At 41.3% G+C, this 20,302-nt stretch carries 20 protein-coding genes; 5 read left to right on the forward strand and 15 right to left on the reverse strand.

The features are described from left to right. A partial coding sequence (locus NE665_RS18445) for a hypothetical protein (RefSeq protein WP_256302595.1) occupies nucleotides 1–236 on the forward strand: 236 nt, incomplete at its 5' end. Nucleotides 237–1,441: 1,205 nt separating this feature from the next. After that, a complete protein-coding gene (locus NE665_RS18450; protein WP_117444417.1) occupies nucleotides 1,442–2,044 on the forward strand; it encodes an ABC transporter ATP-binding protein in 603 nt (200 codons plus the stop codon). A 481-nt stretch (nucleotides 2,045–2,525) separates the two neighbouring features. On the opposite strand, the gene NE665_RS18455 is transcribed toward NE665_RS18450, so the two are convergent. The 3 genes from NE665_RS18455 to NE665_RS18465 all read right to left on the reverse strand — a co-directional run bounded on the left by NE665_RS18455 (nucleotide 2,526) and on the right by NE665_RS18465 (nucleotide 5,174). Continuing rightward, nucleotides 2,526–3,212 carry a LytTR family DNA-binding domain-containing protein gene (locus NE665_RS18455; RefSeq protein WP_178760064.1) on the reverse strand — a complete coding sequence of 229 codons (687 nt, stop codon included), beginning with the start codon at nucleotides 3,210–3,212 and terminating at the stop codon, nucleotides 2,526–2,528. Between the two features lie 91 nt (nucleotides 3,213–3,303). Beyond that, on the reverse strand, nucleotides 3,304–4,653 hold the full coding sequence (locus NE665_RS18460) for an MATE family efflux transporter (protein ID WP_117444420.1): 1,350 nt from the start codon (nucleotides 4,651–4,653) through the stop codon (nucleotides 3,304–3,306). Between the two features lie 56 nt (nucleotides 4,654–4,709). Then, nucleotides 4,710–5,174: an S-ribosylhomocysteine lyase gene (locus NE665_RS18465; RefSeq protein ID WP_117444421.1), complete on the reverse strand. Its 465-nt coding sequence runs from the start codon at nucleotides 5,172–5,174 to the stop codon at nucleotides 4,710–4,712. A gap of 323 nt (nucleotides 5,175–5,497) precedes the next feature. Here NE665_RS18465 and NE665_RS18470 point away from each other — a divergent pair, with 323 nt between their 5' ends. Continuing rightward, nucleotides 5,498–6,364 carry an aminoglycoside 6-adenylyltransferase gene (locus NE665_RS18470; protein ID WP_117444422.1) on the forward strand — a complete coding sequence of 289 codons (867 nt, stop codon included), beginning with the start codon at nucleotides 5,498–5,500 and terminating at the stop codon, nucleotides 6,362–6,364. Between the two features lie 165 nt (nucleotides 6,365–6,529). Here NE665_RS18470 and NE665_RS18475 read toward each other — a convergent pair whose 3' ends face one another. The 12 genes from NE665_RS18475 to NE665_RS18530 form a co-directional block, all read right to left on the reverse strand. Beyond that, nucleotides 6,530–8,605 carry a BglG family transcription antiterminator gene (locus NE665_RS18475; protein ID WP_117444423.1) on the reverse strand — a complete coding sequence of 692 codons (2,076 nt, stop codon included), beginning with the start codon at nucleotides 8,603–8,605 and terminating at the stop codon, nucleotides 6,530–6,532. Between the two features lie 168 nt (nucleotides 8,606–8,773). After that, nucleotides 8,774–9,424 carry a ketohydroxyglutarate aldolase gene (locus NE665_RS18480; RefSeq protein ID WP_117444424.1) on the reverse strand — a complete coding sequence of 217 codons (651 nt, stop codon included), beginning with the start codon at nucleotides 9,422–9,424 and terminating at the stop codon, nucleotides 8,774–8,776. Between the two features lie 19 nt (nucleotides 9,425–9,443). Further along, nucleotides 9,444–9,932 (reverse strand): hypothetical protein, encoded by a 489-nt coding sequence (locus NE665_RS18485; protein WP_117444444.1) that lies wholly within the window; start codon nucleotides 9,930–9,932, stop codon nucleotides 9,444–9,446. Nucleotides 9,933–9,955: 23 nt separating this feature from the next. Further along, on the reverse strand, nucleotides 9,956–10,846 hold the full coding sequence (dapA, locus tag NE665_RS18490; RefSeq protein WP_117444425.1) for a 4-hydroxy-tetrahydrodipicolinate synthase: 891 nt from the start codon (nucleotides 10,844–10,846) through the stop codon (nucleotides 9,956–9,958). Further along, complete coding sequence (locus NE665_RS18495) at nucleotides 10,847–11,461, reverse strand: SIS domain-containing protein (protein WP_008816266.1); 615 nt, start codon at nucleotides 11,459–11,461, stop codon at nucleotides 10,847–10,849. A 4-nt stretch (nucleotides 11,462–11,465) separates the two neighbouring features. Beyond that, on the reverse strand, nucleotides 11,466–12,227 hold the full coding sequence (locus tag NE665_RS18500; protein WP_117444426.1) for an aldolase/citrate lyase family protein: 762 nt from the start codon (nucleotides 12,225–12,227) through the stop codon (nucleotides 11,466–11,468). A gap of 59 nt (nucleotides 12,228–12,286) precedes the next feature. Next, a complete protein-coding gene (locus tag NE665_RS18505; protein ID WP_117444427.1) occupies nucleotides 12,287–13,576 on the reverse strand; it encodes a PTS ascorbate transporter subunit IIC in 1,290 nt (429 codons plus the stop codon). A 47-nt stretch (nucleotides 13,577–13,623) separates the two neighbouring features. Continuing rightward, on the reverse strand, nucleotides 13,624–13,899 hold the full coding sequence (locus NE665_RS18510) for a PTS sugar transporter subunit IIB (RefSeq protein ID WP_002606457.1): 276 nt from the start codon (nucleotides 13,897–13,899) through the stop codon (nucleotides 13,624–13,626). 18 nt (nucleotides 13,900–13,917) lie between these two features. Next, nucleotides 13,918–14,361 (reverse strand): PTS sugar transporter subunit IIA, encoded by a 444-nt coding sequence (locus NE665_RS18515; RefSeq protein ID WP_233104772.1) that lies wholly within the window; start codon nucleotides 14,359–14,361, stop codon nucleotides 13,918–13,920. Between the two features lie 1,022 nt (nucleotides 14,362–15,383). Next, a complete protein-coding gene (locus NE665_RS18520; protein WP_117444429.1) occupies nucleotides 15,384–15,680 on the reverse strand; it encodes a hypothetical protein in 297 nt (98 codons plus the stop codon). 128 nt (nucleotides 15,681–15,808) lie between these two features. Next, nucleotides 15,809–16,360 (reverse strand): PadR family transcriptional regulator, encoded by a 552-nt coding sequence (locus NE665_RS18525; protein WP_117444430.1) that lies wholly within the window; start codon nucleotides 16,358–16,360, stop codon nucleotides 15,809–15,811. 82 nt (nucleotides 16,361–16,442) lie between these two features. Continuing rightward, nucleotides 16,443–17,714 (reverse strand): Mbeg1-like protein, encoded by a 1,272-nt coding sequence (locus NE665_RS18530; RefSeq protein ID WP_117444431.1) that lies wholly within the window; start codon nucleotides 17,712–17,714, stop codon nucleotides 16,443–16,445. Between the two features lie 106 nt (nucleotides 17,715–17,820). Here NE665_RS18530 and NE665_RS18535 point away from each other — a divergent pair, with 106 nt between their 5' ends. Together NE665_RS18535 and NE665_RS18540 are read left to right on the forward strand one after the other, a co-directional pair. Beyond that, on the forward strand, nucleotides 17,821–19,305 hold the full coding sequence (locus NE665_RS18535; protein WP_117444432.1) for a glucosaminidase domain-containing protein: 1,485 nt from the start codon (nucleotides 17,821–17,823) through the stop codon (nucleotides 19,303–19,305). A 51-nt stretch (nucleotides 19,306–19,356) separates the two neighbouring features. Continuing rightward, nucleotides 19,357–20,022 carry an HAD family phosphatase gene (locus NE665_RS18540; protein ID WP_117444433.1) on the forward strand — a complete coding sequence of 222 codons (666 nt, stop codon included), beginning with the start codon at nucleotides 19,357–19,359 and terminating at the stop codon, nucleotides 20,020–20,022. Nucleotides 20,023–20,302: the final 280 nt, after the last annotated feature.

Raw genomic sequence — 20,302 nt, forward strand, 5'->3', positions numbered from 1 at the left:
CAAATCCACATTCACAATTACACATTTTATCACAACCTGAAGTGATACCAAATAATTCAGGTGGAAAGGAGAACTGGTATATTAAATTTATTACTCATTATATGAGTAACTTAAATATACCAGGAGTTCTTTATGCTTTATTCCAAAAAACAAAAAATTTCTATCATACTATTCTTATTTGCTATTATAATACTTACCTTATTCCTAATAAAATTTCAATTAGATCCTATTTTTGAGGAGTCCACAATCAATAGAGGTGTTGAGGCCTACTTCGATATCAGCAATGCTAATAAAACAATATTTTATTTTTTAGCATTGATAATCATTACTCCGAATTTATTTACAATCAACTATTTTAAATATAAAAATAATTCATTCATTAACCTTATCACTGAAAGAATCAATCTCAAGACATATACTCTCAAAATAACAGTAAAAGTTTTTCTTGATTCCTTTTTATTTTACTTATTACTGAATGTTGCCATAATTGCGATGATACATTTCACCTATAGTCCTATTGATTTTACAAAAGAAACACTTACTTTTATTTTTTCGCCGAATCCTTTTCTGAACTTTGGCTTATATATACTATTTTCCTGTATTGGCTTTGGTATCTATAATATTTTCCTGATACAGATGATATACATTATAAAAAACGAATTCATGTTTAGAGCTTTCTCTTTATTGAATTTTATATTATCTCTTATTTCAGTAATCATGTTCAAGCAAATATTCCTTCAAACAGGTCTAAGCAATGAATTAGCCGGCGTGATTTCCAGTTTCATTACGCCAATGAATTTACTAACACCAGGATTACTATTTGAATGCTATGGTCTATTATCTTTTACCTTATCAGCAATATTTTATATAGCATTATCCATTGTATTATGGAAAATATCATATAGGAGTATGATGCAAAATGGTTGATATATTGAAAAAAACATATATTAATAAATATATCCTTTTATTTGCAATCACTACCTGCTTATCTTTTTACTTTTTTTATGTGAGTAATCTATCTCTGGATGTATGGTTATTTACTTCAAAATATATATTTATATATTCAAATATTGTTTTTTCAATTTTCGCATTAAAAAGAATAAGTTTAATCAAAGCTGTGAGCACTCATATGAAAATAAGATTAAAGGATGAAGGTTTTACCTTATTCCTTATAAAAAGTATATTCATAAATATATTGATCTACTTTGTAATGACTTATTCCGTTTTCTTTTATAACCTTTTCTTTTGTAAAGATTACTTGCTTCTATTTTTATATTTTTTGATAAACCTGCTCATGCAATTTATCAACGAATGCATCATTATGTTTATTCTATATAAAAATAAAAGTGCTGCTTTATTATTACTTACACTATTCAATAATTTTCTAATACAATTCCTAATTTTAGAAAACATAGTCAATTAAAGACAAGGAGAACAAAAAATGCTAAAATTAAACTCGATAAATAAAGCCTTTAAACATCAAACCGTACTTAATGATATCAATTTAGAAATCAAAGAAGGTGAATTAATCCACATCAGCGGAATTAACGGTTCGGGTAAAACAACCCTACTCAAAATTATATCCGGTCTTATCAAACCTGAAGACGGACAGCTCATTCTTGACAGTTCAGTAAAAATAGGAGCGTTAATAGAAAATCCTACATTCATAGAAAATGAAAACATGGCTTTTAATTTAAGATTCTTGTATACGTTAACGCATAAATATGATGAATCAAAAGTAAAGGATTTAACAAAACTATTCTTATTAGACTATATTTCCAAAACTCCAATAAAAAAATACAGTTTAGGCATGCGCCAAAAAGTAGGTATTATTCAGGCAATCATGGAAAATCAAAATTTAATTTTACTTGATGAGCCAACTAGAGGTTTGGATAAAGAAAGTATAAAGATATTTAATAAAGCTATTTATAAATTAATTAAGGAGAGAAAAAGTGTAATTATCTGTGCACATGATGGTATAGATAACATTGAATTTTCAGCTGAATATGAAATTAAAAATGGCCAATTATATAAAATCAATTAAAGCAAAATATCTATTTGCTTATTGCATAACCTACTTTACTATTAATCTTTGTATTTATGAAAATGAATCAAAATTAGATATTATTTTGTTTTTACCTCATAATATCCTTCATTTTTCTTTATCCTCGCTTTTAATTTTAGCTCAAACTCTATTTTATGTAGACAATATCATGTATTACATCCACCTGGAAAATGAGATAAAAATACGAATCCATAACCAGTATAAGAACGTGATTATAAACAGATTATTTATCTGCTATCTACTGGAAGTCATCTTAAACACTTTAATTTTTGTATTTTTTTATCACATCGATATAAAAATAGAAGCATTGATACTTCTATTGACCTTTATTTACATAATGATTTTCACTTTCCTTTGTATATTCATGAAGAAGGATACATTTAAACATATCATAATAGTAAATTATTTGTTATCACTATTTATAAGATTTGCTATAACATCATTTTTAAAATAATTTCTTCTAGTGACAATGCCTTAAATATTTTTCATAGCATGACTTTCTAATGCTTCTGCTCACTTTAAACTTACTAGAGTTAACCATTTCAATCATATCACCTTTAAACCTGCTAATATGATGCATATTAACCCATACCCCTCTTCTTATATGAAGCAAAGAATCTAAGCTCATAATTGTATCTAAATCCTCATCATTTGAACGAATCATAATATCTTTATCTTTTGTCACAATATGTCTATAATTACCGTCGCTCATTACATAAAGAATTTGCATTAAATCAATTTTTATTCCTTCGGATTTCAGTAATACAAAATCCCTAGTATTGGAGTTAAGCTTAATTTTCACTTCTTTCAATACTCTAACCAGCTCATTTTTTAAATCATCTTTCACTATAAAATCAAATGGATGAAAATTATAACCTTCAAGCTTATAATTTTCATGGCTTGACATAAAAATAAAAACTGCATCTTTATTTTTTTCATATATTTTTTTTGCTATATCAAACCCAGATTGACTTGGCATTTCAATATCCAGGAAATAAGCATCATATGCAGTATCAAATAAAAAAATTTCATCTGTAGCATATGTACACTCAAAAGTATTTGGATACGCATCCTCAACTGTTTCCTGTATTTTCCTTTTTAAATATTTTATATCATCATCACAAAATAATAATTTATATCTGTTCATTATACTCACCCATCTTCTCATTAACATTATACCAAAATGTTAATGATATTTTTACATTCTCTATTTAACAGTTCTAATTCTAACGAAATGATTATCTCTCTGACATATCTGTCCATTTCATATCCTTTAAGAACCACCCCAGCAATACGATACCTTTCCCGATCGAACTAATCGTAATTGCCCACCAGACGCCATTCAGCCCCAGCCATCTTCCCAGCAATATCGCCATCGGTATTCGTGCACCGGTTAACGTGATACTTACAATGGATGGAGGCAGCGTTTTTCCAAGTCCGCTGAAAGCGCCTGCTGTTGTGATTTCCATACACATAAACAGCTGAGAAACACCAAGAATACGAAGATAATCCACCCCCATTGGCAACACCTCCGCCTCCTGAATAAAGACCTGAAAGATGAGCTGTGGAAAAACGATCAGAACAAGAGAACAGAACACACCCCAGGACAGCATGACAATCATGGAGAGCCGATACCCCTCCCGGATTCTATCTGTATTCTTCGCACCATGGTTCTGAGCCACAAAGCTGTTTAAAGCCGCCGCATAGCCTTCCGCAGTCATCCAGGAAATGGATTCGATTTGTGAACCCACCTTTTGTACTGCCACGGCAGCGTCTCCCCAGCCTGCAATCAATCTTGCAATGACCATGGAAATACCGGAAAACAACATACTCTGCACAGCGGAAGGTAATCCGATACGGAAAATTTCTCTTGTATGCTGTGAAGAATAAGAATGCAGTATATGGACATCACAGAACAAGACCGTATCCCGTAGTATGGTATACAGAAACAACAGCATAACCACCAGCTGTGCAAGTACTGTCGCAATTGCAGCCCCCGCAACACCCATCGGAGGAATTGCACCGAAACCGAAAATAAACAGCGGATCCAGCACGATATTCAAAACAAGCCCAATACCGGTTGCGATAAAGGAGGTTCTGCTGTTTCCCATCGCTGTCAGAATCCCGGTGAATATCTGATTCATAAAAGAAAATATGACCAGACCGCAGGTTATCATCAGATACAGCTTTGCATCCTGTATGACCTGTGCGCTGTTCAGCTGAAAAAAGCCGATCATCTCGTCCGCAAACACAACAGACAGAATACCGAAGCCGATGGCGAATACAATTCCCATCTGAATCGAGCTCTGTGCATAGGATGCGGCATCCTCCTTCTTCTGCGCCCCCAGCGCATGCCCAACCTTGATCTGACCGCCCATCTTCGCCAAAGTCGCCAGACCGTTGGACAGCCACATAAACATACCGGCTGCGCCAACGGACGCAACAGCACTTGCCCCGATTTTTCCAATCCATATCATGTCGATCAGATTATAGGCCATCTGAATCAGACTGGTTGCCATGATCGGCAATGCCAGCGCGCTTAATGCGGGAAGAATTTTTCCCTCCAGCAAATTGATACGTGTTTTCATATGTCACCCTCTTTCAAAAGAAAGGCTTCAGACCAATCCAGTCTGAAACCACTGATTTATTGTGGATAAACGAGCTGTTCCTCGTTCCAGTCCTTCATCACCTGACCATAAGCCTTTGCATAGGATTTCGCCTTGGCAAGATCATGATCCAGATAATTGCCGCATTCCTTAGACTCCTGTGCGCCTGGGATATCTCCCTCAAATCCCGCAATAAACGCCATCGTATCCTTAACCAGCTGCACCGCCTGCGCCTTACTGATAGAATCTCTCGTTAGAAAGTAGAAGCCTGTTCTGCAGCCCATCGGCCCGGCATAAATCACCGCATTACTGTATACCGAATTTCTTACATAGGTAGCGAACAGATGCTCAAAGGTATGAAGACCATCATTATCCAGATACATACCGCAGTTTGGCTTCACCATTCTAAGGTCATAGGTAATAATATCTCCATCGATTCTTGATATATACATTCCTTTATCCAGGATGTCATGATCAATACAAAAGCTAGTAATTTTTTCCATCTTATATTCACCTCTATGTACCATTATAAAGGGATAAAACAAGACTGTCCAGCTGATTCCTTTGCAGAAACGGCAACAGCCAGTTTTTTCTTTCTCTGTTAAACGTTTTGCTGTAGTCATCCGCTTACAGATTTTATAATATATTCTTCTCTATAATATCTGGTTTAAAAGCATTCGGTTATTTCCTTCAAAAAAAGTATATATACTTCCTGTTTTCACGTTATAATACAGGAAGAAAAGGAAAGCGGTGTACTTATGGAAAAGCAGGAATACAGCTGCAAATTCTATCTCCACCGCACTGCCAAAGGACAAGGTGAACCTTCATGAGAACAAAAGACGAAATGATGAAGCTGCTGGTCAACACAGCTGCGCAGGATGAACGGATACGGGCTGCTTATCTGGAAGGCTCCCGTGTAAACCCGGATGTACCCAAGGATATGTTTCAGGATTATGATGTCGTATATGTCGTAAAAGAAACAGCTTCCTTTCAAAAGGATAACGGCTGGATTGATCGTTTCGGTGAACGGCTTTATATGCAGTATCCGGAAGACAGTGTATATGATCCAGGAGATAAAGAAAACTGTTACGGGTGGCTTATGCAGTTGCAGGACGGAAACCGGATTGATCTTCATGTCTGCACACTAGACTATGCAAAGACACATTTGGAAGCCTATCAAATTCTGCTTGACAAGGATGGAATCCTCCCGCAGCCAAGTAAAAAAGCACTTCAGCTATACTGGATTCAAAAGCCTTCACAACAGCAGTTTTCCTGTACCTGTAATGAATATTGGTGGTGTTTGAATAATGTCGCGAAGGGATTAAAACGAAATGAACTCCCCTATGCACTGGATGTTATCGATTTTACACTGCGGCCTATGCTAAAACGTCTATTGGAATGGAAAATCGGCATTTCCTATAACTTTCAAATCAGTGCCGGAAAATGCGGAAAGTATATGAAACAGCTGCTGCCGAATGCTGTATATCAGACCTTTCTAGCAACCTACGCAAAAGCTGATAGCGAGGCGCTGTGGCAGGCGGTGTTTACGATGTGTGAGCTGTTTCATGAAACAGCTATAGAGATAGGATGTCAGCTTGATTTGACCTACAATACCTTGGAGGCATTAAACAGTATGAAGTATCTGAGGGATGTCTATTTTCTACCCAGGGACGCGAAAGAACTATATAAATAAAAGCAGGGCCTATTCTTTTGAGTGCTGTCACGCTGTAAACAAGAAAACAGGATATAGGGAATGTATGATATAAAGCGAAATCAAATTCCAGACATAGCATTTTGGTGATTTCCCCATAACAAATACACAGGACGATGATGTATAGAATCACCGCCCTGCTTTTTACTATTGATTTTCTTTCAAATACACCATAACCTCATCGCTGTTCTCCGCCTGATCCAGCATATCGAAAAATTCCTGCCTATTAAACATCTCCAGAAGCTCTGCCATGGCACACAGATGCGTCTGATTATCCGTAGCGCTCAAACTGAAAATATATTTTACTGGGTCATTGTCACGGTTACCAAACTCAATAGCGCTGTTTAATACGCCAACTCCCAGTGCAACTGACAACGCTCCTGCTTCCGGCTTCACATGCGGCAGCGCCACATGCTTTGTAATCACGATATACGGCCCTACGATTCGTACACTGCTAATGGTTTCCTCCACATAATTCTGTGTGATATAGCCATGCTGTACCATTGGCTCATAGGCCTTCCGCACAGCCTCCTCCCAATTATCAGCATCCAAATGCAGACGGATCAGCTCCGGCTTCACCATATCCGCAAGATGCAGGACACGTTCCTCCTGTGTAGTAGTGTCAATATGGGAGAAATACGTAATTAGCTCATTATACAATGCATGCTCATCCTGAACATCCGCATATTTCGCTACAATCCCCATCACGACATCGACATTGGGCTGTTTAAGAAAATGACTTCCCATCTGCATATAGACCTCGCGCATGACCTGGTAGCGCTCTGCGATAGACATGACCGGACTTACCCGAATGACAGGCGCATGAATGTCTGCCCCCAAAGAAACATAGCTTGTGGAGAATATGATATCCACATGCTCCTTGATATCGTGAATATGCGAGGTTTCCAGCGGTGGCAAAAAATGCAGCTCGGGAAACATTCCGGTAAGCTCGTTATAAAGAATGGCAGAGCTGCCGATTCCATTGGAGCACACAACCAGTGCAGTCTTCTGCTTTGCGATTTCAAACGCTTTCTGATCGGAGTAAATGGAAGCAAAATGCATGGTCAGGTATGCAATCTCCCCCGCCGGGATATCTCCACCAAAAATTACATGAAACGGCTTCATGGTTTCCTCTACAAGCTGATACAGCTGTCGGTATTCCTCCCTCACCTTGTCACACAGTGGATTGAAAATCGGCAGACGGCAGAGCAGGCGGTAATAGGCAGGGCGAAAATGAGAATACAGCTGAATGAAGATTTCCTCGGTGTTGCGGTAATGAGCTCCGCTCAGATATTCAAAACGGGTCATGATTTTTCCGATGATATCGGAGATCAGTATGCAATCCTTGGTCTCCTCATTGATATCGCCAAAGGAAATTCCCAGAATCCACGAGGAGATATAATTGATATCCGTGTTTGTAATATTGTCGGTGTTCTTGTAATTCTTTAACAGCTCCACCGTAAACTCATATTCCTTCATCGAGGCGATTGCCTCCATATCCATCAGCGCATGAATTTCTTCCTCTACATTTTTTCCACTCTGCATACGCGCCTTCAGAAATATAAAGATATAGATAAACTCCACCAGGCGGTCTTCTACAAATCGAATTTTATGCCGCTGTGCAAGCTCCGTGATCACCAGACGGGAATAATCAAAGATATCCAGATTGAAATCATCGATAAAGACATCAAAGATTTTAGCACTCTGTTCCTCGGCAAGCGTATAAATGACATACTTCATCATCATTCTGCGAATTTCCATCTCGGAGCCAATCAGATAATAGCCCTTGGTGCGATTGTTCCTCACTCGGATGCCGCGCTCCTCCAGCATTTGTGTCAGCTCCTTGAAATCCAGCAGCACCGTGCTCCTGCTTACGCCAAGAGAATCAATGAAATCACTCAATGACAGATATTCGCTATTCATAAACAGCATCAGATACATATAGATCTGACGTTCCTTTTTATTCATATAATACTGGCTGCTTTGGTTCATTTCCTGAAGCAGCTCCTCCAGCTTCTGCCGTGCTTTGGAATCCAATCGAATTTCCTTTGCTGTTCCAATGGTGATAAGTGGAACATGATGCTGCCGCAGCAAATCGTTTACCTTTTCAATTCGATAGGTTGCCTGACGACGGGTAATGCCGCCGCTTACTTCGATATCCTTCAGAGTGAGATAAGGCTTATTGGACAGCACCTGCATAAGTGCCATGAGTTCATTATCCATACACATACCTCCCCATATGATGCTTACAACTAGATTTTATCTGAAAACGGTATCACTGACAAAGTGTTTTCGGTACAAGTTTTGTTTTGCTTGCGCACAAACCTTGAACTCAAAAAAAGGCGCCGCTCATCATACGCCTTTCATTGTATCATAATGCCTTTTAAAATGTTATCCTACCGTAGTTTCCATTTCCTGTCTTGCTTCATCGATCAGCGTTCTGATAGAACGTGCATTTTCCGTAATTTCTTCCCGGCTGCCTTTTGTAAGAAGCGAGCCGAAGCCGCAGCAGTCCACACCGCGCTGCACATAATCCTTCAGATTATTCAGATCAATTCCCCCGCTCGCAAGAATCGGCATATAGGGAATCGGTGTCTTGAATACGGATACCAGCTTGGGACCATAGAAATCGGAAATTGGAAACGCCTTGATAAAGGCTGCCCCTGCTTCCAGGGCCTGAAGTGCTTCCGTTAATGTCGTACAGCCCGGCGCATAGGGAATCTGATACCGGTTGCACATAACGGCTGCCTCCTGAGAAAAATTCGGTGCTATGATAAACTGCGCATTGTGAAGGATGGCATGTCTGGCTGTTTCACTGTCAAGCACGGTTCCTGCTCCGATGATCAGACGATCCTGAAATTTCTCACGCAAAGCCTGAATCACCTCACCTGCATTGGGCAGTGTATAACTGATTTCAAGACAGGTGACTCCCCCATCCAGACACCCGTTTGCTATTTCTATTCCCCGTTCTATCGTCTCGACACGAACGATTGCCATAGCGCCTGTTTCCACTATGCGTTTTGTTAGCTCTGCTTTCTGCATATACGTACCTCCTGTTTTTTCAGCTTCCTGCCTTTTGTACAACCTCGCAGGATATTTGATGGGTATGAAGACAGTCCATGGCATGCTTCTGTACATCATTCAGCTTCTTTCTCTGAAAGAGATACACCGCTCCTGCATATTGCCAGCCGGAGGGGTGCGTTACATGATCTCCTGAGAAAAAGAGCTTGACAGAGCTGCTGCTGCGAAGGATTTTCACCGCATGGATGTCCTTGTACTTCATATGCCGCTGCTCTTTTGGAAGTGCCGGAAGAATTACCTCGTCCCGTTTAAATTCACATACCGGGGTGTTTTTGACAAGTCGAAAGCCATAGCGACACATGGCTTTTACAGAAAACCAGAGCCCTGTGATACCAAAGAACGCAAGCAGAAAATGCCCGGTACCGTAAACATATATCGTCAGCAGCATAAGAAATATGGTTAAGCACAGATGCAGCAGCGTATACAGTAGTAGCTTTCCTCTGTCTTCCCGTACGATGTATTCCTTCATATCCATCATCCTTTCCCGTGTTGTTATATGAGATGATAATGCTGCAGCATCTCTTTGATTTTTTCATCATCCTGCGCACTGCATTCCAGCACCGGCTTCCTTGCCGGCCCGATTTCTGCAATTCCCGCAAGCTCTGCCGCACGCTTCATGACGACCGGTACCGTTCCCAGCTTCAATACGCTGCGCAGTACATCAATGTCCTTCTGCAATTCCTCTGCTTTTTCTGTTTCTCCATTTCGCAGTGCCTTGTCCAGCTCCACCAGTACCTCCGTTATCACATTGGAGGTTCCTGCCACTGCACCGCTTGCCCCTAATGCATAGCCATAGCTGATTTTTGAATCCGAACCGATCAGCAGATCGAAATCATCCCGCTTCGCAATTTCTGCATACGCCTTCAGATTTTCTTCCTTTCCACTGCTGTCCTTGATACCGCAGATGTTCTTCACCTCTGCCAGACGTTTTACGACCTCTGCACTTAAATTGCAGCCTGTCGCCTTTGGTATGTTGTAGAGAATAATCGGAATGCTTACACTTTCCGCAACCGCTGTGAAATGCTGAACCAGCTCTTCCTCTGTCGGTGTCAGAAAATACGGGGTAATCACACTCAGTGCATCCGCACCCAGCTCCTCCATCTTCTTTGACAGACGGATGGTTTCCTTCGTACTGCACGCCCCTGTCCCTACATATACCGGAACACGGTGATCTACCATCTGGATTACCTTTTCGGCAAATTCTATTTTTTCTGCTTCCTCAATCACATGAAACTCCCCGTTGCTTCCGAGAATGAAGATTCCCTTTACCCCCTTTGCGATCAGATGGTCGATCAGCTGCTGTGTCGCCTCATAGTTGATGCTTTGTTCCGCGTCACGATGAAACGGTGTTACGATTGGTGTGATGATTCCTTCCAGCTTCATTTATCTGTCCCCGCTTTCTTTGATACTTGCGCCCAGACTGCCGCCCGGATGCCATTTCACATACTGCTGCGGTGTCAGATTCTTTGCGTTCTGTAGTAAGATGCTCAGGCTCTGCAGCATGACCATCTCTGCCAGTATAGAGGCTCTAGGCGGCTTGTTCATAGCATCCCCCTCCTGATTGACACCGGCAATCAGGGTGACGTCCCCCTGCTTTGCCAGCCAGGAATCGGCTTTTCCGGTTACTGCAATCAGCTTGGCACCATTGCTTTTCAGTGTATCTACAGTTGCCTTCAGCTCGGTAGTCTCTCCGCTGTTGGAAATTGCAATTACGACATCTCCACTCAGCACCTGTCCCGCACTGCCATGTACGGCTTCCGTTCCATGCAGCTCATAGGTTGGTGTTCCTGTGGAGGATAACAGTGATGCCGCATATCCGGCCACATGCCCCGGCTTGCCAATTCCTGTCACATGCACACGGTTATGATTTTGTTCCGCCTGCAGAATCAGTTCTCTGGCCGCAATCAGCGCCTCTGCGTCAATGCTGTCTATAAAATTTTTTAATTCGCTGGATTCGATATCCAGAAACTCCCGTATCTGTTCTTTTTCTACTGCCATATCATTACTTCCTTTCCAGTTGCTCATATTCTCTCACTGCCTGTTTTAAGCCTTCCCGCATCAGTGCTGTATCAATAGCGGAAACAAGCAGACTGCTTTCCTTTTTAAAATATTCCTGCATCGCTCTGCCACCGATAATTCCAAAGCCCAAAGCTCGTTTCAAGCAGGCATCTGCGACCTTTTGAATCATGCTGAGTTCTTCCTCATGCATGAGATCATCCGGCCTGCCCAGCGATATTGCCAAATCACAGGGACCGATCAGAACACCGTCGATTCCCTTCACATTCAGGATAGCTTCGATGTTTTCCACACCCTGCTTTGTTTCGATCTGTACGATACTCATCGTTTTCTCATTTAGCTGTTTCATATGCAGGGCATGATTTCCCCCAGGGGCATAGTGCGTATTGGCTCCCCCGGAATAGCTTCGTTTCCCCAGTGGTGGATATTTGCTCCACTGTACAAGCTGCTCTGCCTGTTCAGCTGTTTCAATCATAGGCACCATCACACCGGCTGCACCGTAATCCAGAATTCTGGATACATCTGATCTTGCCAACTGTGCAACTCTGACGATGGATGAAAGCTTTCGCATATTGCCAAGCACCATGAGATCATGCAGCTGTTCATAGGACAGGACACCATGCTCACAATCATACAAGATAAAATCCATTCCGCAATCCTGTGCCATGATGACCAGAGAAGGATGCGCCAGTGTTTTTACAAGGACACCCTTTGCTTTCTGCTGCTTAATCAGCTGTTTCAGTTCCATAGGACCTACCTCTTTTCAAAAAGAAGGACAAGGACTTCCATCCCTGCCCTATCCGTGAATCAGGCGAAGATTCCCAGAATCCAGTTCAGGAATGCTCCGATAATATTGTAGTCGACGTTCGGGAAGGATGCTCCGGAAATCCCCAGACCTGCGAATGCAGGATACAGAATCAGTGGCAGACCGGTCAATGCCATACCAACGATGAAGGAACCAACCAGTGCGCCCTTCCAGCCGCCATAGGCATTTCCGAAGATACCGCACGTACCACCGGAGAAGAAGCAGATACCGGCTGCCGGAATCATAATGACACTGCTGTTGCATGCAATCATGATTGCCATCGCTGCAAGACCGCCTACGAATGCTCCCACAAAGCCGATCAATACAGCTGTCGGTGCGAATGGGAAGATTGCCGGACAGTCAACTGCCGGTTTGGAGTTTGGAATATATTTCTCAGAAATAGCAACGAAAGCTGCGGTGATTTCTGCGATAAACTGACGCACACCATAAATCAGGACACTCATACCAGCCGCAAATTGCAGACCCTGCAGGAATGGATAGATAAACCAGATATCATTTCCTGCTTTTTCAAGCACGATATCCATATGACCGTTTACCACACAGGCGATTACAGCCACGTAGAACAATACAACCATGAATAATGCTACCGAGAAGATAAAGTCACGGAACAATTCAAAGAATTTCGGCATATTAACAGTGCTGGCATCTTTCTTCTCTTCTGTGCTTTTTCCCATTTTACCGAATAATTTCCCTACATATCCGGCAAATGCATAACCGATACAGTTGAAGTGACCCATAGCCAGGTTGTCAGCACCGGTGATTTTATTCATAAACGGCTGACAGAAGGATGGCAGTGCTGCACCGCAGAAACCAAGCAGGATACCACCAGCGATTACTGTAAGCGGCATCGGCAGACCATTTGCAATAAAGATCAGTGCGATAACGCATGCAAAGTACAGAAAGTGCTGTCCGGTAAGGAAGATCGCCTTAAATCTTGTGAATTTGGCAACAATCAGATTGACAACGAAGCCCAGCAGCATCACCAAAGCCACTTCCGTACCATAGGTATTCAATGCAAGACCTGTTGCGACCTCTACCTGCGTGGTAACCCCTTCAATTCCAAATGCTACATTGAACAAATCTGTAAATGTCTGTACAACCCCTGACATCGCTGTAGACCCAATGTTGAAGACCATAAATCCAATTACTGTTTTCATTGTACCGCTGATCACGTCCGTTGCGTGCTTCTTCTGCAGCAGCAGACCAATCATCGCAATCAGCCCCATAATCAATGCGGTATTTCGTGATTGCGCTAAAATCGCATCTAACATATGTTTTCTCTCCTTTAGTTATTTTTTATACATTCCCTTGTTATTCCCTATTTTGTGGCAAGAAACTCTTCCATTTTGGATTTCATTTCCACCTTGTCCATGATATTGCGAATCCCCAGTGCGTAAGGAACCTTGTCCTTTAATTCATCTGCCAGATCATCCATCGTGATGACAAGATCCCCGCTAAATCCATTCAGTGAATCCAGATTCCCATGCTCGGTCTGGATCGGATAGCCGTTTTCGCTGATGACCTGATCCGCCTTGATTTTCAACAGCATACTGGATCCCATGCCTGCACGGCAACATACTAAAGCTTTGTACATATCAGTTTCCTCCTTTTTCTATTTACTGATGTATTCCATGATTTCCTTTGCGCTCTCTGCCTGTTCCAGGAGCCTGTAAAATTCCGCATCCTCAAACATTCCCGCCAGCTCAGCCAGTGCATTCAGATGCTCCATGTTATCCTTTGCACTTAAACAGAACAGATACTTCACAGGATCATTTGCTTCATTTCCGAAGACAACCGGTGTCTTTAAGGTTGCGATACCAATGGCACTTTCCAGTGCTCCGGACTCCGGTCTGGCGTGTGGAAGCGCAACATGCTTAGTAAGAACAATATAAGGTCCGTTTTCCTTTACTCCTGCAATCATGTCATCCACATAGGATTGCTTGACCTTGTGTTCGTCTATCAGCGGCTGCGCAGATTTGCGAATTGCTTCTTCCCAGTCAGCGGCTTCAATGTTCAGCCGGATCAGCTTTTCATTTGTCAGATCTTTCAGCATCATGTCACCTCCTTCACGTTTCCTCGTTTGCTTTACACCTAGATAATAAAAGAGATTCAAAAACATTTCAATCGTATTTAAGTTCAACTTTTGTTTTGGAGATTGACAGGATATGAACTCTGGTAAACCCTTTATTTAAAGGACTTTTAAAGCATTTAACAACACATTTGTAAAGTCTTATTTTTGTTTTGTAAGCGCACAAAGCCTATACGGAAGTGATAAATACCGGATAGAAAAGGGCTGTAAGAGGGATTCCTATGCGATGCAAAAAACAGGAAAGCATAGGGTTGCTATTAACTTCACTGGTTGTATACAGCAGCCTTGCAGGATATCTGATTCTCCTTCTTGGAAAATCATAATAATATGAACTCCCCTATGGCCAGTTTATAAAAAGAGCTTTCAAAGGGAAGAAATCCTTCAGCAAATAAAATTTTAACTCGCGTATTTGTGGAATGGATATTATGGAAATGGGAAACGGATGGATAAACGGTTGAAAATCTGTGAGATTCTCGCTTACAGCCCTCCCATTTTTTGGCATACAATCAGCTTTTAATGTAATACCTGCATTTTCAGTATTTACTCTCACTCGGCTGCTGGTCATTAAGAGTAGTGATGAAATGAAAAAAGTGATACTGTTATCATTCTTCAATCAAAGAAAATATGCTCCTGCTCTATTGTGAAAACGTAAAAAAGCGATGATTCTTTCATCCTTCAATCAAAGAAAGCTAGTTCCTTGCCTTACCTTGTGAAACGCAGTTCTGTTCTTGTTATAAAAAACAGCGGTATCCTTACTCATGCCATGCTATGACTATATCCATTAAAAATGGATACCTGTTTCATTTTCTGCCGCAAAAGCTTATATAAAATACTGGAACATGGCGTATTACTGCCTTTCCAACACCTCTCACAATTCGCTGTTATCAAACGATAAAAAGGCATTTCCCGGGAAACAGACCTTTTCGACAGAAACATACAGGCATACAAAAAGGATGCAGCATAGCAATGTTACATCCCTTCTTATTCAATTACTGATTTACTTCTGCATATTTTCTTCGCTCTGGGCTCAGATTATCCACATAATAACGGATTGTCAGGCTCGCTGCGCATTTGCTTTTGTTTTTTGGCTCTACGATAAAGCCGTCACCCTCCAGCATAGCATCGAGCATTGCCTTACAGCATACATTCTGGTTTCTTACGCCCGGTTCGCACTCTTCCAGCAGATCCTTGGCATTTACTTCGATGTACAGCCACTGCTTGTCATGTGCTTCCTGCTTCTTCGCCTGTAAACAGTTAAGATAATCCTGCATAGTCAGTTTTTCCATAGATGTTTCTCCCTTCTGTTCTAGGATATGATATGTATTCATCCCCATTATATCATGTTTCTATAGATAATCACAAGGTTCCATGAAAATTTAGCCCTATATTTACAGGCTGTATGAATAATGTTTCATCATATTTTTTCTTTTAGCTTATCAATGCACCAGTTGGCCCATTTTATTTCATTCTGATAGTACATAAATCCATAGGTCATCGTCATCCCCCAGTAAAAGGATTCATTATCCTTGTGGATCTGTGCTTCAAATTCCGGAATTTTGTTTAAATCGTCGTTCATTTTATCAATGATATCGGAACATTCCCGTATGTATTTTTCCAATAGACGCATCGTCTTATCAATATCGATGTTACTGGAAAAAAATATCTTGATCAGCAGCGGATTCTTGTACTTCATGATATCCTCAAGATCCGCATCCGCCAGCCAGCGGTGAAGCTCCAGTCTTCCCTCTTCTGTGATATGAAACACCTTTTTATTCGGTTTATCACTCTGATATACAATTTCGCTGTCCACCCAGTTATGCTTTGTACAGGTGTTCAGCTCCTTGTAAATCTGCGACGTCTGCGCATGCCAGAAAAAGGCAATGCTTGACTTGAAATATCGGTCAATGTCATAGCCCGTCATTTCCGCATAATTCAACAGACCCAGAATCGCATGTTTCAGCGGCATAGGTACCCTTCTTTCTATATTTGCAGTATTCTACTATTAGAATACTATAGGAACGGCAACTTTGCAACCATATTCTTTCATGTCAATTACTTTCCCGATTGCGAATCGAGCGTATCGCATGCATGATTTTTTCATTGTTTTCCGATATCATTGACTGAAATTCCTTCGTCTTTTCCTTTACCATGAGCTCGTAGTTATCAATGAGGCCCTGTGTTATTTCCTTCATATCAATCTCATTCAGCTTTACGATGGGAGAGGCTATCATCACGGAATCTGCCATTTTCTGAAGCGTTTCCTTCGGCTGCAGCTCCTTGACCTTATCCATAATCAGCTTTGTCTTTCGGCGATCAATCAAATCCTGCAGGGTAATGGTAGCCATCTCCTCCTCCGGAATATCCTCAAACAGAGATACATACCGCGATACATCGACGAGCATCAGCTTATACAGCTCCTCCATCGAACAGCCGCTGTCAAAATACTCATCCATCTTGGCAACCACCTTCTGCACCCGCTCTTCCTTCAAATTCATGAAGAAATCATTGATGAAATGATAGAAGAACTTTGGCATGACCGTTTTCTTCTCTGCCATAACATAGGCATTCTCCCGAAAATCCATCGCATACAAATTGTGATTGTGGTACAGCTCCTCCATATTTGTGCAGGGATAACAGGAACGCACATAGATCGGTTCTTTCAGATTTTCAAAGAACGCTGAAACACAATCGTTCTCATTCTCAAAAATCACCAGCTTTTCCAGAAATTCCGGATCCTTGGCCCGCTGTTCATACAAAGAAAGAATCGGCTTTGTAATTCCCGGTGCATTAAAGCTCACAACCTTTACCAAATAGTCCTGCAGCTCTTTTTTCATCGTTAAGGCTACATACAGAGACAGATTACCGCCCTTGGAATGTCCGCACATATAAAAGGGTTTTTGTATGTCTGTTTTCTGAATCTGATGCAGTGTTAGAATCTGCTGCCAGGTTGGATCCTTTAAAAACATACGAAAGTTATCCTTCCAATCCTGCCATCCGGTTTTGTGGTGTATATCATCCAGCTTTTCACTTCCTCGAAAAGCAAAAATTAGTGCATCCTCCATCTCAAATATATAATATACAACGCCGCTATCAGCGTTATCGTTAAACCAGTCCTTAACTATCATATTGTCATATTTGTCCGGGTTCATCTGACGGACAAGCTTCATATTGTTCTGAAAATCAGGATACTGACCGTAATCCTGCATCAGCTGCTCATCTTCCTGTATATGCCGTATCATATCCGATACTGGTATGTTGCGAGCATACGTATCGAAATAGGAAAGAAGAGAAAGATCGTAAAATGTTTTTTCACATAGCATCGTCATCACCCTCACTTTTTCATCATTATAAAACTTTTCTTAAGAATTACAAGAGTTCTTTCCTTTTTTTAAGAATTACGATACACTGTAGAAAATGGAGGAAGGCATGAAAAAAAACGTACGAAGACGTAAGAAAAAGAAGAATAATCGCTATATTCCCATACTTGCAAGCGGGCTATTGATTGCCCTGACGATTGTGGCAGCTTCATGGTTTTTCTCTGCCAGAAGAACCTATACCGTTGTAATCATGAGGGATGGAACTGAGCAGCCATATGCGCAATACCATTCGCTGGCACAGGCGAAGGAGGAAATGCTGGCACAGACAAAACGTGCAGAAAAGCAGAATGCAGGCATACGCTATAAGGATAAGCTCATCGCGATCGGTTATGGTGTCGTGCAATTTCAAAGAAAGGACTGCACAATCAATACCTCCTACCGTATGGCAAAGTCAGATGAAACAGGCTATACAAACGGCTGCTATGGAAATGACGCTGCCTTTGTCGATATCAGTGACGATGGCAGCGAGGTGCGGTTTCGTCAGGCCGGAGTGGATGGCTGGGTAGCTATTGATGCCGTAACCCTGCACAATTATTATGATGAAAACGATGTGACCTCCATCAATTACTATACTGTAACATCGCATCTGTTGACACATAAAATAACAACAAACATTACCGGAGCCAGCTATGCCAGTGAGCTGTCCATGGGGGAAATAAAGCTGAAGGATCACGCCTATTACAGCTATGACGGTCATTATTTTTATACCGCCTTTGAAGATATGATCGATGATTATCGAAAGGAGCGTCAGGAAGGGGCTGCAAATAAGGAGGCCTTCTATAATTATTATCAGTTCCTTCCACATCGCAGCATCAGTCACTATACAGCGGATGATATTAACTGGTATGTGGAAAACTATCTGGGGTTTACGTCCTCCTCACAGTCTCTTCTGTATAACAGCGGTGCCTGGTTTATGGAAGCACAGAAACGCTATGGTACAAATGCCATCATGATGTTCGCACTGGCGATGAATGAAAGTGATTTTGGCAGAAGTGCGATTGCAAGGGAAAAGAATAATCTATTCGGACATGCTGCGTATGACGATTCTCCTACACAGAGTGCTTCCGGGTACACTAGTGTAAAGGATAGTATCCTCGTTCATGCGGAAAAGTACCTGCAAAACAGCTATCTCAATCCATTGAGCGATTTGTATCATGGAGGGTTCTTCGGTGATAAAGCAGGCGGCATGAATGTACGCTATGCCTCTGATCCCTACTGGGGAGAAAAGGCTGCGGATTTCTATCGAACCTTTGATATGGTTATGCAGCAGAAGGATCAAAATATTCCCTACCTCGTCAGTGAACAGCCACTAACCGTATATTCTTCAAAAACGAAAACCACTGTATTGTATAAAGCAGAAGCAGTTCCCTGCTCACAGCTGATACTGAAGCAGGAGAAGGGTTGGATCAAAGTACGCAGCGACGGTCCTGTCAATAAGGGGAAGCTACAGAAAAACAGCAGCAGCTATTCACCGAAAAACGCCTATGGATTTGTTCAAGAGGACTTGACGAATCCAGTCCGTATACTACAATAAAGAGAGAAAAGGTGAATGCCTTTCTGAGAATGAAAAGATAAGGAGAACGCTATGAATAAAAAAGGGTTGTTATTTGATTTCAACGGAACGATGTTTTTTGACTCCGAAAAGCATAAGGAAGCATGGGATGTATTTTCCCAGAAATATCGCGGGTGTCCAATTTCAGATTATGAGCTGGATCATACCCATGGACAAACAAACAAGAAAATCATTGAGCTGCTGCTGGGCGACATGAATGATGAAGAGAGTGAGGCGCTATCCAGAGCAAAGGAAGCACTGTATCGTGAATGCTGTGTCAATGATCCGCAGATGTTTCATCTGGTGGATGGATTGGTGGAGGTATTGGATACCCTAAAAGAGCTGCAGGTACCGATGACCATCTGTTCTGCATCCATAAAGGATAATATTGATTTTTTCATTTCTTCCTTTCAGCTTGACCGCTGGTTTGATGTAGAAAACATCATTTATGATGATGGCACCCACGTTGATAAGATATCCATGTTCCATGACGGTGCAGCTGCTATCGGTGTCAAGCTTGAGGACTGTATGATTATTGAGGATTCTCTATCCGGTCTTGATTTTGCATATCGCTGCCAGCCGGGCAGACTAATTGCGATTACCACGCCGGAGCGAAAAGCTGCTTATGAGAAGATTGCAGGTGTAGATGCCGTCATACATGATTTTCACAATTTTGATACCTCTTTCTTTTTGGAGTAAATATTTGCAACATAAATAGGTAAATTTTGACAAATGTTAAAAAAAAGTTGATTTTACATATAAAATAGGTTATATTAACTATGTTAGTGTTATCAGCTGGCTTACTCTTTCTTCCCCCACCCATATAGGTAAGTCAGTATATCTTCCCCCAGATCGATAACACTAACACTTTTTTTATTTCTTAACGGACATTGCTATCGTGCGTTTAAAGCAATCATCGTTTAATTTATATAGTTACGTTAGAATACAGAAAAGGCTCAAGCTGTCCTGCATGGATTTC

Source organism: Clostridium sp. DFI.1.208 (assembly GCF_024463855.1).
Classification (GTDB): Bacteria; Bacillota_I; Bacilli_A; order Erysipelotrichales; family Erysipelotrichaceae; genus Clostridium_AQ.